Genomic DNA, 14,285 nt, shown 5'->3' on the forward strand with positions numbered 1-14,285 from the left:
TCAGGAACCTTGATTCAAATCTATAATCGTCGATTTTTCTTCCGGGCTGGAGGTTCCCATTCCAGACCTTAATATATATTTCCCTTATATAAACTGTCTCAATAGTTATTTAATGTTCTGAACCTGTCTGGTATTAGATTTAGAAAAGATTTAAATCTATTGTTACTTTAGGGGTAACAGATGTTTTCACAAATTAATCCTCGGTTAATTAGAAACCTTGAAACGCTTGGGCTAACTGAAAATGAAGCAAAAGCTTATGTGGGGCTTGTCAGTTTGGGAGAGGCTACAGCCAGAGAAATTCATGAACTCACAGATGTGCCAAGAGCCAAAATATATGAGATCCTTAAAGTACTTGCGAAAAAAGGCTTTCTGGAAGTAAGGCAGGGCACTCCAACTTATTTTCGGGCAGTCGATCCAAAACGTGTAATCGGAAAAATAAAGGAAGAATTTCTCAGTTGTGCGCTTGAGGCACTTAACCAGCTTAATGAATTGAGTTATGAGCTTCCTAAAACATCTCCTGTCTGGTGTATTCAGAGTGAGTGGGGAATAAAAAATAGAATCCGTGAAATTCTCAACGGGGTGAATGAAGAGCTGATTGTTTTCTCATCAAGTCCCACGTTCTTCGAGGAATTTGAAGCCGAACTGAAAAAACTGGAAAAAACCTGCCGGTTAATACTTATTGTAACTGAAAGGGAAAAGTTCAAATCTCTGCCTTTTGAGTTTAGAGAGACTACAAAAGAATTCAGTGAATTCATAAATAATATCGTAGTTGATGGAATTCGGTATGATGAAGAATTCTTTTTGATGGCGGACGGGAAAGAATCAATAGGCGTTCACAATGCAGGAAACAAAAGAGAAGCCGTTGTAATTAAATTGCCAGTCGTTTGTTATATGCAGAAAATGATCTATGAAAGGGTGCTTGAGCCGAGTTTCGTTAAAAAGGCTTCTTAAACATGTCTGAAAACCTTATCACCTCTGCCCTCTGAAGAAGGCAGCGCTTTCAGATACTATTAATATGAGCCAGTATGATTTGAAAATAGAGTTCTCTAACTGGATTCTTTTCATAAACACAGGGAACAGAGATCACAGGTGATATAATGAACAGTGTAGATATTGAAGGCATCAGGATTCAATGGTTAGGAAACTCCGGTTTTTTGCTTGAAGGAGAAGGCAAAAAAATCTATATTGATCCATATCAGATCGGTAAAGAGCCGGTTTTCGATGAAAAAGCAGATCTCCTCCTCATTACCCACGAGCACTTTGACCACTGCAGCCCTGAAGATATCCGGAAGGTTCGGAAGTCTGATACTACCACCCTCATCCCTGAGAACTGTTCCCTTGAATTCAGGGGAGATGCCAGGAGGGTTGCGGAAGGTGACATTCTGGCTGACGGGCTTGAGATCAAAGGTGTTCGAATTGAAGTGGTTCCAGCCTATAATCTTGATAAGCCATATCACCCCAGGGGACTTGGAGTTGGTTATATAATAGAACTTGCAGGGCTGAGAATTTACCATGCAGGAGATTCTGACTTTACTCCTGAGATCGAGACTATCATTGCCGATATAGCTCTTCTGCCCATCGGGGGCACATATACAATGGATGAAGAAGAAGCTGCCAGCGCAGCAGCAGCCATATCTCCGGGGGTTGTCATTCCAATGCACTATGGTTCAGAAGATATTGAAGCTGATCCCGAAAGGTTTAAAGCCCTTGTACACAGCAAGAACCCGGATATTAAAGTGATTATTCTTGATTCCTGATTTTCATTTCTTGATGAATTGAAACAGGATTCCCATCATACTACCATCTAAAAACAAGGATGATTTACCAGTGCCTAAAGCAGCCAGGAAACAGCAGAAAAACCTTATTCAGAATATAGCCGTCCAGCGTATGTGGAGGCTTTTTGAGCTTGCGAAAGCCGAACTTCCAGAAAACCCTGAGCGCAGCAGGCATTACGTGCAGCTCATAAGAAACATATCTATGAGAAACAGGATCAGTATTCCAGGAGAAATAAAGCGCAGGATTTGCAAACACTGTTACGCTTTTCTTATGCCCGGGCATAATGCCCGCTACAGGCTGAGAGACGGATTCATTGTCATATCCTGCGGGCACTGTGGAAAGGAAATGAGGTATCCTTATAAAAAGTTAAAATGAAATCTGAGGTTGTTCTATCCTGCCGCGGTTAAAACATGGATAAAGCTTCCTTTAAAATCCAGGTAGCTGCGAGGATCACTGCTACAATCCTGAGGTACGAGAAAACGTTTCTGTAACCTGTTTTCCAGTCAGATCCCATTTCCATCCCAGAAATTCCGGGACAGTTTTCACATGAAGCAGCTCCACATGCGCATCCAGGGATTATTTCTTTGTATGTGCTACGGATTTCTTTTTCGGAACTGTCAGAAGTATTTTTATTTATGATAGGCAGCGTCTTTTTGTTGTTTCCGGTCATATCTTCTGTGGGTTTTGTTTTTGAAATAATATAAAAGTCAGAGAAACTTATGTTTACGGTTTTGCAGGTACTTCCTGCCCTCTCATTTTTTTAATTGCTAAAGCGATCTGTTTTGCAATAACGGACTTTGGGCCCTTATCGTCTACAAGCACTCTCCCGCTAACCTCCCACCACGACTTGGGATATGCTTTCTCAGGCTCCACTTCAGGGTTCAGGCCGAGCTGCCTGGCAGCTTCTTTGATTTCATTCAGATGAGGCTCTTTTATGGCATTTTTTCGGGAAATGATCCTCCCGCTGCTTCTGGATTTTGTCTGGTCGATATATGCCGGCCAGATTACAAGTTTTCCCTTATCTTTCATCATCATGTTATCTGCGTCCTAAATTGTTTTCATCAAATTTAAAACTGCCCGGAAGCTGCTACAATCTCTGACTTTTTTATTGTCCTGAGTTTCTCATTATTAATGAAACTATTCCGTTTTTCAATCTTATAACCTGTAATTATTTATCTTTCCCGGATAATTTCTGCACGGTGTGTTTTATGATCCCTTCATTTTCAATTGATGATAAAGTCAGAGCTTACATCAGGAAGACTGGGCAGGACTTCAGGCTTTCCACTTCCCAGGATGGACCTGTACTTATTCCTCTCGGAGAAATTTCTCCAAAACCCTCTGATATGAAAATTCTTGTTGGCAGCAATATTCTTTACGTTTCCAAACTTCAGGCAAAATACATTAAAAAAATTGACTGGCCTATGGTAGAAAGATATTTGAGTTCTTCAGGAGAAACCAGGACCTGAGCTTCAGACGACGTTGTTAGAGAGTAGCAATTCAGTTTTGATTTGATTGTCCGTTTTGTTTATTAAGAAGAGAGAGCATAGGGTAAAGACTGACCTGTTACGATCCTGCAGCTCTTCGCTCTACATACAAAACATGCTACAAGCTGAAAAGAGATCGCTTCAAGTTCAAGGGAGAATTCTTCCGTGAAAATGAAAGCAATAAATGTGTTTATACTCCTTGCCCTGCTGGTGGTCTTCATATCGGGCTGTATTGACCAGAAAAAAGAGATCAATCTGGATGCCGGTAACATCTCTAGCTATGAGTTTGAGGCTTCTCTGGACGAGTGGGGTAATGAAACTCCGGTAAATACCACCACATACTATGTTCTGGAAAACAAAATCGAAGTACAGGCTGTTCATCTCGTCATAAATAGCAGCAAGCTTGAAATTTTCCCTCCCGATACCCTTGGCGGGAGTTCAGATGAGGATCCCATTAAAAACTTCGTACTTCTGGTAGAACCTGCAAACGAAACTGCTGCGAGTTCAAAAACCTTTATGAGGCTTTCAAATAGCAGCAACTTTTCGGAAGTGAATTATACTCTCACACAGGATGTTTCCCGGGGCATGAAGGTAATAAACCTTGAATTTGAGGAACCTGTTACAGGTTTTATTGCATATACGCTTAAGACCTCTGGAACACAGAGTTTTACCTTTGTGAAGCCTGACTCCGAGTTCATCCGTGTAGTTCTCCCTGAGGGCTATGTTACGGGTAACAGGGTTTTTGGCATAGCAAGACCTTCACCTTCTGACACAGGTTTTGATGAAAAAGGAAGGCAGACTCTTCTGTGGATTTCTTCCGAAATGGGAGAACGTGAGGAAGCTATTCAGGTTAAATATTATATTGAATCTGCGCCTATGTATTTCTTTGCCGCAATTGTAGCCCTGCTCTTCGGGGTTGTTATTGTGCTTTCACGCTATTCCAGAAGCAGAAAGGAACTGGAAAGCGTCAGGGAAATCTTCGAACTCGAAAAGGAGTACGAACGGAAAGGGCAGCGGAAAAGGAAATAACTCAAGGGCCAGGAATTTTCCCCACCTCCAACTCTCGTTTTTATACTAAAGAATGTCTTTTTTTAGACTGAAAGGTAATTATTTATTCAGGATCTGCGTATTATCTACTTGATGAAGGCGTGGGGAAGTATCCGGCATAAATTCTTTTATTTCTTAAGATCCGCACCAGAAGGTTTCTCTCCTGTTGTTGGTTCTCTTCTCCTTCTGCTAATTACATTTGTACTTGCCGGGGTGATTATTAGCAGCTTAAATCTCTCCGGAAGCAGGACAAATCTTCAGCCTCCTGTTGCAAACATAGATCTTGAGTCCTGTGAAGGTGGGCTTTACGGAGTTGGGCCTACGGCTGAGAGGGTCCGGTGTGAAGAAAACAGGATCATTCTTATGCATGAAGGAGGTGACTCCCTTTCCTTAGACTCTATTTCTATAAGGATTTCCGGGTATGGAAATTCCTACAGGGGCATTCCAGGTCATGAAGGGAGTAGTTCTCTCAGAGGGGAACTCTCCGTCCTCTACCTGGATTTAAGCTCCATAGGAAAAAATTCCACATGCTATGCTGTTAACAACAATGCTACTCTCGCAGACGGCTCGTGGGATGTCGGGGAAAGGCTTGTTCTCTGCGGGCAGGATAGTGCGGTAGGGAACGTTAAATCCAGTGTAAAAGTTAGTGTGGACGGAAACGGGAATACTTCTGATAATTACGGTTTTAAACAGGGCACTGAAATAACTCTGAAAATCATTGACCTTAAAGGCAGAAATGTTATTGCTGAAAGAAAGGCTACTGTCCAGCTTCCAGATTGATTAATACAAGCGTGCTGTAGCTTAATGACCCCAAGTAATAAATAATGTAGTCTAACTTTCTAATCCTCTGTCCAATTGCCCGTACTTTTTTCCAAATATTTCCGCAGCGACTATTTTCTAATTTTTTTTGTAAGATTAGTAATAAATAACTTGAGAACCGTGTCCGTTATGTTCAAATATACATTTCTAACAAAATACTATTTTATGGAGAAGAGTATGAGAAGAGTATTTTTTATTTTGATAATTCTGCTTAGCGTGTTCCTTGCAATAGGATGCACAGGTACCGAACAGCAACTAAATACTACTACAACGCAACCGAATACCACAGAGACTACGGAACCGGATACTGCCACAACCTCACAATCAGACGCGTCAAAACTAATAGTTTCTACTACAACCAGTTTAGAAGATACAGGGCTTTTGGAAGAGATAGAGGCAGCATTTGAAGAAAAATATCCTGGAGTAGACGTGCTGGTTATATCCGGAGGTACAGGCATAGCCTTACAATACGGTGAAAGAGGAGATGCTGATGTTCTTCTTACTCATGACAAAAGCCGGGAAGAAGAATTTGTAAGTAATGGATTCGGTACAAACCGTACGGAAATAGCATATAATTATTTCTGGATAGTGGGGCCTGAAAATGATCCCGCAGGAATAGAAGACCTTAACGCTACAGAGGCATTTAGCAAGATAATGGAAGAGGGTCAAAACAATTCCGATCAGGTTAAATTTGCATCCCGCGGAGACGACTCTGGTACACATGCAAGGGAGAAAAAAATCTGGGAAAGTACTGGTGTAAGTTATGGTGAAGTTAACAGTTCGGGCGAGTGGTACATTGAAAGCGGCAGAGGTATGGGAGAAACCCTTTTACTTGCCAATGAACAGAATGCTTATACCTTAACTGACTCTGGAACATTCCTTGCATATACTAACGGTGGAAGGATCGAGATTGTACCAATAGTAACAACGGGCGATGAACTGCTTAATGTTTATGCAGCTATGCCAGTGAATCCAGAAAAACATCCAAATGTTAATTATGAAGGGGCTCAAAACTTCGTAGATTTCCTTATTTCTCCTGAAGGGCAGGAAATAATCGGAAACTATGGCAAAGAACAATATGGGCAACCTCTTTTTACTCCTATATCTGAGGGTTTGCCATCCTGAGGATGGATTAAACCCTTAATTATTTTTTAGCCAAAAACTCGAAGAACCTGAAATAAGCGCATAAACTATAAGATCACTAAATTACAAGGTGTATCAAAGTTCAGGTGGTCGTTTGAATGAAATTATCCAGGCAATTTTTCAGGCAATAGAACTAATCATAGAGCTTGATCCCAAATTGATCCAGATAACGAAATTAAGCCTTTACATTTCGTTAACTGCAACACTCATAGGTTCCTTAATAGCAATTCCCATCGGTGGAATTATCTACTACTATGAATTTTGGGGAAAACGCTCCATAATAAATCTCATTCAAACCCTTTACAGCGTTCCTACAGTTCTGGTAGGGCTTTTTCTTTTCCTGCTGATTTCCCAGCAGGGCCCTTTCGGGTTTTTAAAACTTCTTTTTACCCCCACCGGAATGATAATAGGGCAGATACTGCTGATACTGCCTCTTCTTATCGGATTTACTATCACTGCTCTTGTCGGGGTCAGCACCCAGATAAAAGAATTGGCGATATCTCTGGGAGCCAGCACTTATCAAACCATAATCACCATCATAAAGGAAGCTCGTTATGCTATAATGGGCACTGTTATACTTGGTTTTGGAAGGGCCATCTCAGAAGTGGGAGTTGCTATACTTATTGGGGGCAATATCAGAGGTTTTACAAGAACATTTACAACTGCCATATCCCTTGAAACTTCCAGAGGTAATCTGGTACTTTCAATAGCATTAGGATTTATACTTCTTTCTCTTTCTCTAATTATCAATTTACTATTGAATTATCTGCAGGGTAAAGATTAATTGTATCCTCTTCAAATTGAGTGGAAAGCTTTCTTCAATAAAAAGTTAGCTCAGGTTTAACGATGCACATAGTAGAATTGGAAGAAATTTACAAAAATTATGGAAATCTCCAGGTTCTAAAGAATATTAACCTGCAAATAGAAAAGGGAACCAGCACTGCTCTTGCTGGACCGACCGGCTCTGGAAAAACTGTTATGCTCAGATTAATTGATTTACTGGAAAAGCCGTCCTCCGGAACTGTATATTTTGAAGGTGCCGATGCTAATGAATCCAGTAAAACCCGGCTGAATATAAGAAGGCAAATTGGAATGGTTTTCCAGAAGCCTCTTGCTTTTAAAGCAAGCGTTTATGACAATATTGCCTATGGTTTGAAAGTGAGGGGAATAAAAGAGAATATGGACGGGAGGATTAAAGAACTCCTTGAGCTGATTGGACTTCCAGGTTACGAGAATAGAAATGCTCTTAAATTATCTGGGGGGGAAACTCAAAGGCTTGCACTTGCACGGGCAATGATTACGGATCCTGAGCTGCTATTGCTGGATGAACCAACTGCAAATCTTGATCCTATCTCTAAAAAGAAACTGGAAGAACTGATCCTGAAAATTAATCGCGAATCCGAGACAACCGTGATAATGACCACTCATGACCTTTTACAGGGCCAGAAGCTTGCAGACAGGATGGTTTTACTTTATAATGGCCAGATCCTGCAGTCCGGAACGCCTGATCAGATATTTAGAAAACCGAAAAACAGATTTGTGGCTGATTTTGTTGGCATTGAAAATATAATGAGCGGCAGTATTGAGAGCAGTTCAAACGGTTTAGCAAAGATAAAAACAGGTTCCATAACTGTATTTGCCGTAACGGAAAAAGAAGGTGAAGTTCATTTTTCTATCAGGCCTGATGAAATAACAATATCCAGGGAAAAGGTACAGACCAGTGCCAGAAATACAATTCAGGGTAAAGTTAATGAAATAATCGACACCGGATCACTAATAAAGCTGTTAGTGGACACCGGTGAATTGTTCACCGTTTTTATAACTCGCGAGTCCCTTAATGAACTCAATATTTCTATCGGAACCAGTATCTGGTTATATTTTAAAGCGTCTGCTGTTCATGTATTTTAAATCATAATTGATTGACTTGATTTTCAGGATAATTTGTATTTGCTTAACTGCCTGTTAAGATCCTGGAAAATCTCTCCAGCGATCTTAATTTTCTCCGCAGATCAAATGGTAATTGTAGTTATAGGCTATCCGTTTCCTGAACGGCATTTTCTTTTTCTGAAGTTCCATAATATCTTTCAGGTCCAGGTCTTTGATATTTTTGAATCCTGCAGCCCTGAAGTATTCAAGCATTTTTTCTGGGGGGACTCCATGCCTGTTGGGAAGTTCGCTATCGATCTCTCTGGAATAATGGCCTTTTCTGGGGTTCCTTCTTTCAACAAGCAGAGTGAAGAAATCACTTACAAGCCTTCTTATTTTTGTTTCGAATGAACCGTCATTCCAGACCCCGTCAACAACAATAAGCTTTCCTCCTTTCCTGAGCACCTTTTTCCAGTTCATGACCGCAGTATCGGGATGCGGGAGAGTCCAGAGGAGGTGGCGGTTAACAACTATATCAAATGACCTTGCCTCAAAAGGAGGAGCTTCAGCGTCTCCTTTTTTGAAAACACTGTTAAATCCTCTTCTGGAAGCTTTTTCCCTGGCTTTTGCAAGCATTTTTTCCGAAAGGTCAAGGCCTGTGACATGGTGTCCCATTTCAGCAAATAACAGCCCTATTTCGCATGTCCCGCAGCCCACGTCAAGCACTTTCAGCCTGCCCGGAGGGAGAAGATTTTTAAATACATTTTTCCAGGCTTCTCTTTCAGCTTCACTCTGAATCCCGTGCCCCTCATGGCTGTCATAGGTTTCGGACGAGATATCCCATATGCGGGCAATAGTCTGTTTGATCTGGTTTTCCTGAATGGTCATATTTTTATTCCTCTGTTTATGTTTTCAATTGAGGTAATGGTCCCGTTTTCGAGGTAGGCGATCCTGTGGCAGACTTTCCTTAACACCTCAAGGTCATGGGATATCAGCAGGTAAGAAACGCCTGTTTCCCTCTGTAATTTCTGCATAAGGCGCAGGATCTGTGCCTGTACTGAAACATCAAGCATGGAAGTTGGCTCGTCAGCGACTATAAAATCCGGAGATAAAGCCATGATTCTTGCGAGCACTATCCTCTGGATCTCGCCTCCGCTGAGCTGGCCGGGATAGCGGGAAAGGTGTTCCGGGAGCAGGCCTGTAAGTTCTGCCAGTTCCTCTCCTCTCATCATGAGGTCATCGTGTTCAAGCCCGGAATGAAGTTTCAAAGGTTCGATAAGGTTTTCAAAGGCTTTCATGCGGGGGTCAAGGGAAGTCTCAGGGTGCTGAAAAATCATCTGGATTTTAGGGCGAAGTTTCCGAAACTCTTTTTTTCCCATGCTCAGGATATCCGCCCCCCTGACCAGGATTTCTCCTCCTGTTGGTCTTTCAAGCCCTACAATACATCTACCAATAGTGGTTTTTCCCGACCCACTTTTTCCGAAAAGCCCCAGGGTCTCTCCGCGGTCTACTGAGAAGCTGACGTTTCTGAACACCTCTGTAGTTCCGAACCTCATTGCCAGTCCGTTTACCACAAGGACCGGAAGTGGCACCTTACCAGACCTCCTCTGTGATTTTTCATTTCAGGGTGTTTTCTTGAACACTCAATATTTGAGTACCTGCACCTTTCATGGAAAAAACAGCCGTCAGGAAGACTTATCCTGCTAGGGCTCTGTCCGCTAAGAGGTACAAGCCCGTTTCGAGGCTGAGCCCGGACAAGACCTTTTGTATAAGGGTGAAGAGGCATGCTCAGGACTTTTGAAGCCCCGTCCAGCTCCACAATCTCTCCTGCATACATCACTGCTATGCGGTCGCATACCTCAAGAGCCAGGTCAAGGTCGTGGGTAATCAGGAGCATTGTCTTTCCGTACTCTTTTTTTATTCTGGTGAATAGGTCAACTGCACCTGCCTTCGCTTCAGGGTCAAGACCCTTTGTTGGTTCGTCCGCAATCAGAATTTCGGGTTCAAAGGAAAGGGACATGCAGGCAATCAGCCGCTGCCTCATGCCTCCGGAAAGCTGGTGAGGATAGAGGCTGCAAAGTCTTTCGGGATCTCTCAAAAAGAGCTGTTTCATAAGTTTCAGGGCTTTTCTCATTCCTTCTTTTTTTTCTGCCCTGGTTCCCTCAAACACTTCCTCCATTTGAATCCTGTTTTTCAGGACAGGGTTAAGGGCTCCTGCAGGGTTCTGGGGCATGAGGGAGATTTGTTTGCCCCGGATTTTCCGAAGTTCTGAAGGTTTAAGGGAAAGAATGTCCTGCCCCTGAAAAAGTATTTCTCCGGAAACCTTTGCATTTGCCTGAAGAAGCCTGAGCACGGCGAGTCCTATTACTGACTTTCCAGATCCGCTTTCCCCTATTATGCCGAAGGTCTCTCCCTCTTTTACCTCAAAAGAGACGTGAGAAACTGCTTTTACGGTATTTTCTCCTGCGGGGAACTCAATGGAGAGGTCTCTTATTTCAAGCAGGCTCAATAGATTTCACCTCCATCGTGGTTAGGGTCAAGAATATCCCTCATGCCGTCTCCCAGGATGCTGAAGATGACCACAATGAGGGTTATGGCAAGCCCGGGAAAGATTGTCTGGTAAGGGGCTGTCCTCATGAATTCCTTGCCTGCGGAAAGCATTGCTCACCATTCAGGTACATCTGCAGGTAGCCCTATTCCGAGAAAACTCAGCGTGGCAATTGAGAGAATAACGTGTCCGAAATCGATTGTTGCAAGCACGAGAAGAGTGGCTATTGCATTGGGCACGATATGCTTCCGGATTATGTAGAAGTCTCCGGCTCCGCCTGTTATGGCGGAAAGAACAAATTCCTGTTTTTTGATGGAAAGAACCTGTCCCCGCATCATTCTTGCGTACTTTGCCCAGTGGACAATCGAGAGGGCGAGCATCAGGTTGAAAACCCCGCCCCCAAGAACCCCCATAACCGCGAGGGCAAATATGACTCCGGGAAAAGAAAGGAAGATATCAATTACCCTTGAAACGCTTTCGTCCATAAGTCCCCCATAATAACCTGCTGCACAACCCGCCGCAGTTCCCAGAAACAGGGAAATGAACACCACCCCTGAGGCAATCGAAAGAGAAGTCCTGGCTCCTATCAGGATTCTGCTGAGCAAATCCCTTCCAAGGTAATCTGTACCCAGAAGGTGTTCCTCTGAAGGATTCTGGTTTTTGTTCTTCAGGTCAATGGCGTTGGGGTCATAAGGAGATATCAGGGGAGCAAAAAGGGCGATCCCGATGAAAAGCAAAAGGGCTGCCAGAGCAAAAAGCATATCTTTTCTCTGGAAAACTCTTTTTGCAAATTCGTTTCCGTAAGCTTCAGGCAGTAAGAAGCTTTTTTTTCTTAATTTGTCAGCAAATGCATTGTCCATAGTATCAGCCGTACCTTATCCGCGGGTCCAGATGCGTATAGAGCATATCCACAAGGAAATGCACAAGTAGGAACATCGTAACAATCGCAAGCACACAGCCCTGGACAACAGGCAGGTCCCTTGCCGAAATCGAGTCCACAAGAAGGCTCCCTATCCCTGGCCAGGCAAAGATCTTTTCAATAACAACAGCTCCTCCAAGCAGGCTCCCCATCTGAAAACCAATCACTGTAATGACAGGGAGCATTGCGTTTTTAAGGGCGTGCCGGCTTATGATTTTCCATAAAGGAAGTCCTTTGGCTTTTGCAAACCTGATATATTCCTGCCCCAGGGTTTCAAGCATGCTTGTCCTTGTGACTCTCATAACCGAAGCAATGGAATGGAGGGAAAGAGCTGCTGCAGGTAAAAGCAGGTTTTCCAGGCTTCCATAACCTGCCACAGGCACAAGTTTCAGCTTCAGGGAAAATACCAGGATAAGAAGCAGGGCTACCCAGAAACCTGGCATAGAAACCCCAAAAAGCGTTACAACCCTCAGGATGTGGTCTGAAATCCGGTTTTCCCGGAGGGCAGAATAAATTCCAAGGCTTACTCCCACAAGCACTGAAAGCGCCATACTTGCCCCTGCAAGCTGGACAGTTGCCGGAAGGCGAAGAGCCAGAAGATAAAAGACCGGTTTTTTATAGACATAGGAGGTTCCAATATCTCCTCTCAATACTGCTTCTTTTACCCAGATGAAAAACTGAAGGTAAAGGGGGTCATCAAGATTGTACCTTCCTGATATCTGGCTGAGCTGCTCTTCGGTTGCACTTTCTTCCAGCCCTACGAGGGTGTGCTTGAGAATTAACTCCGCCGTGCCCCCCGGAATCACGTTCATAAGGAAAAAAGTCAGGGCACAGACCGCAAAAACCGTAAATGCCATGAAACCTGCCCTTTTTAAGAAATATTTCATGTTTCCTCCTCTAAATGGACAGAAGGCAGGATTGCCTATCTATCCAGTGTTACTCCTGGTGAAGGGAAATTCAAAAGGAAATTTAGGGGCACAGACCTTAGCTCTGCACCCCATCAAGAATCCTCTTGTTTTCACTTTTCGAGGTACATTTCTGCATTTATACGGTAATCGTGGGCGGTAGGGTCGAAAACATAGCCCTTTACGTAATCTTTCTTTACAATTGCACAGCCGTAGTAAGCCACAATGATCATGGGCTGTTCGTCGTACACGATGGCTTCTACCTCATTGAACTTCTTATAGCGCTCCTCGAGGTCAGTGATTTTTCTGGCTTCCGTTATCAAGGAATCAACTTTCGGATTTGAGTACCCGGGTCCGTTGTCAGGTCCGCCTGTCATGTACCAGTTTGTCAGAATATATTCAGGATCAGGAACCATTGCAATGTTGTAGGCTGCAAGGTAAAGGTCCCAGTTTCCTTTTTCTCTTCTGTCATCTATTGCCCCCATCTCCATCACTTCTGTCTCCACATCTATGCCTGCCTCTTTCAATTGGGCAGCCATAGCTTCAGCCATTGGGGGAAGTCCTGGCCTTGCGGAATAGGTTATCAGGTTGAGCTTGAGAGGCTTTCCATCTTTGTCCCTTATTCCATCTCCGTCAGTGTCCACCCAGCCTGCGGCTGTCAGGAGTTCATCGGCTTTTTCAAGGTCCCTTGTGTAAGGGCTCAGGTTCTTATTTGCCCAGACCATTGTGGGGAGGAAGGGGCCTGCAGCAGCTTCTCCTACATTATAGAGCACGTTTTCAACGATTTCTGCCCTGTCAATGGCATAGGACATCGCCTGCCTGACTCTGACATCTTCAAGAGGTTCATGCTTCAGGTTGACGTCGATTTTGTAGACCCTGGGAGTTTTGTATTTCTCCACGTTAATGCCGTCTATAGCATCAATCCTGTCAGTTTCGCTGTAGGGCACATCAACAGTAAAGTCAACTTCCCCATTTTCGATTGCCATCGCTCTTGTGTTCGGGTCAGGTATTCCTTTAAGGACCATTTTATCAAGCCCTACTTCTCCTCCCCACCAGTTTTCGTTCTTAACTACAGTTAGGACTCTGGTCTGCTCGTCAAAGGATTCGAATTTATACGGGCCTGTTCCTACGGGTTTTACGAACTCTCCGTTTTCGTCAAAAGAAGATGGGCTTATTATTGCAGTGTCGGGATAATGGAGAATTCCGGGCAGGATGGGATTTATTTCAGTGGTTTTGATTTTGAGGGTATAGTTGTCAACTACTTCCATGGAATCTATTTTGAGCATGGAAGCAACCCTCTGGTTTGCTTCAGTGACTTTCTCCAGGGTGAATTTGACTTCATTTGCAGTCATCGGGCTTCCATCATGGAAGGTAACATTCTCTCTTAGCTTAAATTCCCAGGTGTTTTCATCAAGCTGTTCCCAGGAAGTTGCAAGCCCGGGTTTCAGGGAAAAGTCTTCATTTGCACCAACGAGGGTTTCGGTTACTGCAGCTTTCTCGCAGATCAGCGTTCCACCGTCTCCGTCAATAGTGTTAATCGAGTCGATTTCCCACATTTCACCAAGTACAAGTGTATTATCTTCAGAGTTTCCTTCTGCCTGCGAGGCAGCATCAGATCCTGATGCCATTTCCATCCCGGAGACTGCTTCTTTTTCTTCGCTTTCTTCTGTACTGCTGCATCCGGAAATCACCAGAAAGGAGCAGGTCAGCAGGATAATTAACAATACAAACAGGGGGGAGCTTTTATTTTTCATTTCGGAATCTCCATTTTTTTTAAT

At 43.5% G+C, this 14,285-nt stretch carries 18 protein-coding genes; 9 read left to right on the forward strand and 9 right to left on the reverse strand.

Annotated elements, in window-relative coordinates; all coding sequences use genetic code 11:
• The first annotated feature begins 180 nt into the window (after nt 1–180).
• From PLL47_RS02100 to PLL47_RS02110, 3 genes are all read left to right on the forward strand, one after another.
• Nucleotides 181–951 carry a TrmB family transcriptional regulator gene (locus PLL47_RS02100; protein WP_324444264.1) on the forward strand — a complete coding sequence of 257 codons (771 nt, stop codon included), beginning with the start codon at nt 181–183 and terminating at the stop codon, nt 949–951.
• Nucleotides 952–1,097: 146 nt separating this feature from the next.
• On the forward strand, nt 1,098–1,757 hold the full coding sequence (locus tag PLL47_RS02105; protein WP_324444266.1) for an MBL fold metallo-hydrolase: 660 nt from the start codon (nt 1,098–1,100) through the stop codon (nt 1,755–1,757).
• A 70-nt stretch (nt 1,758–1,827) separates the two neighbouring features.
• Nucleotides 1,828–2,151 carry a ribonuclease P protein component 4 gene (locus PLL47_RS02110; RefSeq protein ID WP_324444268.1) on the forward strand — a complete coding sequence of 108 codons (324 nt, stop codon included), beginning with the start codon at nt 1,828–1,830 and terminating at the stop codon, nt 2,149–2,151.
• Nucleotides 2,152–2,179: 28 nt separating this feature from the next.
• On the opposite strand, the gene PLL47_RS02115 is transcribed toward PLL47_RS02110, so the two are convergent.
• The gene (locus tag PLL47_RS02115) at nt 2,180–2,446 is read right to left on the reverse strand and encodes a hypothetical protein (protein WP_324444270.1); all 267 of its coding nucleotides are present in this window, start codon (nt 2,444–2,446) and stop codon (nt 2,180–2,182) included.
• Nucleotides 2,447–2,499: 53 nt separating this feature from the next.
• Nucleotides 2,500–2,805, reverse strand: a complete 306-nt coding sequence (locus PLL47_RS02120; RefSeq protein ID WP_324444421.1) for a signal recognition particle protein Srp19 — start codon at nt 2,803–2,805, stop codon at nt 2,500–2,502.
• Nucleotides 2,806–2,984: 179 nt separating this feature from the next.
• Here PLL47_RS02120 and PLL47_RS02125 point away from each other — a divergent pair, with 179 nt between their 5' ends.
• From PLL47_RS02125 to PLL47_RS02150, 6 genes are all read left to right on the forward strand, one after another.
• On the forward strand, nt 2,985–3,242 hold the full coding sequence (locus tag PLL47_RS02125) for a hypothetical protein (RefSeq protein ID WP_324444272.1): 258 nt from the start codon (nt 2,985–2,987) through the stop codon (nt 3,240–3,242).
• Nucleotides 3,243–3,431: 189 nt separating this feature from the next.
• A complete protein-coding gene (locus tag PLL47_RS02130) occupies nt 3,432–4,289 on the forward strand; it encodes a DUF5803 family protein (RefSeq protein WP_324444423.1) in 858 nt (285 codons plus the stop codon).
• 111 nt (nt 4,290–4,400) lie between these two features.
• Nucleotides 4,401–5,087: a type IV pilin N-terminal domain-containing protein gene (locus tag PLL47_RS02135; protein ID WP_324444274.1), complete on the forward strand. Its 687-nt coding sequence runs from the start codon at nt 4,401–4,403 to the stop codon at nt 5,085–5,087.
• 168 nt (nt 5,088–5,255) lie between these two features.
• The gene (locus PLL47_RS02140; protein ID WP_324444276.1) at nt 5,256–6,251 is read left to right on the forward strand and encodes an ABC transporter substrate-binding protein; all 996 of its coding nucleotides are present in this window, start codon (nt 5,256–5,258) and stop codon (nt 6,249–6,251) included.
• A gap of 112 nt (nt 6,252–6,363) precedes the next feature.
• Nucleotides 6,364–7,053, forward strand: a complete 690-nt coding sequence (locus PLL47_RS02145) for an ABC transporter permease (RefSeq protein ID WP_324444278.1) — start codon at nt 6,364–6,366, stop codon at nt 7,051–7,053.
• Between the two features lie 62 nt (nt 7,054–7,115).
• On the forward strand, nt 7,116–8,177 hold the full coding sequence (locus tag PLL47_RS02150) for an ABC transporter ATP-binding protein (RefSeq protein ID WP_324444280.1): 1,062 nt from the start codon (nt 7,116–7,118) through the stop codon (nt 8,175–8,177).
• A gap of 84 nt (nt 8,178–8,261) precedes the next feature.
• Here the strand turns inward: PLL47_RS02150 and PLL47_RS02155 are convergent, their stop codons facing one another.
• From PLL47_RS02155 to PLL47_RS02185, 7 genes are all read right to left on the reverse strand, one after another.
• A complete protein-coding gene (locus PLL47_RS02155) occupies nt 8,262–9,023 on the reverse strand; it encodes a class I SAM-dependent methyltransferase (RefSeq protein ID WP_324444282.1) in 762 nt (253 codons plus the stop codon).
• Complete coding sequence (locus PLL47_RS02160) at nt 9,020–9,727, reverse strand: ABC transporter ATP-binding protein (RefSeq protein ID WP_324444284.1); 708 nt, start codon at nt 9,725–9,727, stop codon at nt 9,020–9,022. The genes PLL47_RS02155 and PLL47_RS02160 overlap by 4 nt, the downstream gene beginning before the upstream one ends.
• Nucleotides 9,703–10,644: an ABC transporter ATP-binding protein gene (locus PLL47_RS02165; protein ID WP_324444287.1), complete on the reverse strand. Its 942-nt coding sequence runs from the start codon at nt 10,642–10,644 to the stop codon at nt 9,703–9,705. Before PLL47_RS02165 ends, PLL47_RS02160 begins: the two co-directional genes overlap by 25 nt.
• Nucleotides 10,641–10,796 (reverse strand): hypothetical protein, encoded by a 156-nt coding sequence (locus tag PLL47_RS02170; protein ID WP_324444289.1) that lies wholly within the window; start codon nt 10,794–10,796, stop codon nt 10,641–10,643. Before PLL47_RS02170 ends, PLL47_RS02165 begins: the two co-directional genes overlap by 4 nt.
• A 3-nt stretch (nt 10,797–10,799) precedes the next feature.
• On the reverse strand, nt 10,800–11,543 hold the full coding sequence (locus PLL47_RS02175; protein ID WP_324444291.1) for an ABC transporter permease: 744 nt from the start codon (nt 11,541–11,543) through the stop codon (nt 10,800–10,802).
• A gap of 4 nt (nt 11,544–11,547) precedes the next feature.
• Nucleotides 11,548–12,489 carry an ABC transporter permease gene (locus PLL47_RS02180; protein WP_324444293.1) on the reverse strand — a complete coding sequence of 314 codons (942 nt, stop codon included), beginning with the start codon at nt 12,487–12,489 and terminating at the stop codon, nt 11,548–11,550.
• A gap of 131 nt (nt 12,490–12,620) precedes the next feature.
• A complete protein-coding gene (locus tag PLL47_RS02185; protein ID WP_324444295.1) occupies nt 12,621–14,261 on the reverse strand; it encodes an ABC transporter substrate-binding protein in 1,641 nt (546 codons plus the stop codon).
• Between the last annotated feature and the right edge of the window lie 24 nt (nt 14,262–14,285).

The organism is Methanosarcina sp., from assembly GCF_035390745.1.
GTDB lineage: Archaea > Halobacteriota > Methanosarcinia > Methanosarcinales > Methanosarcinaceae > Methanosarcina.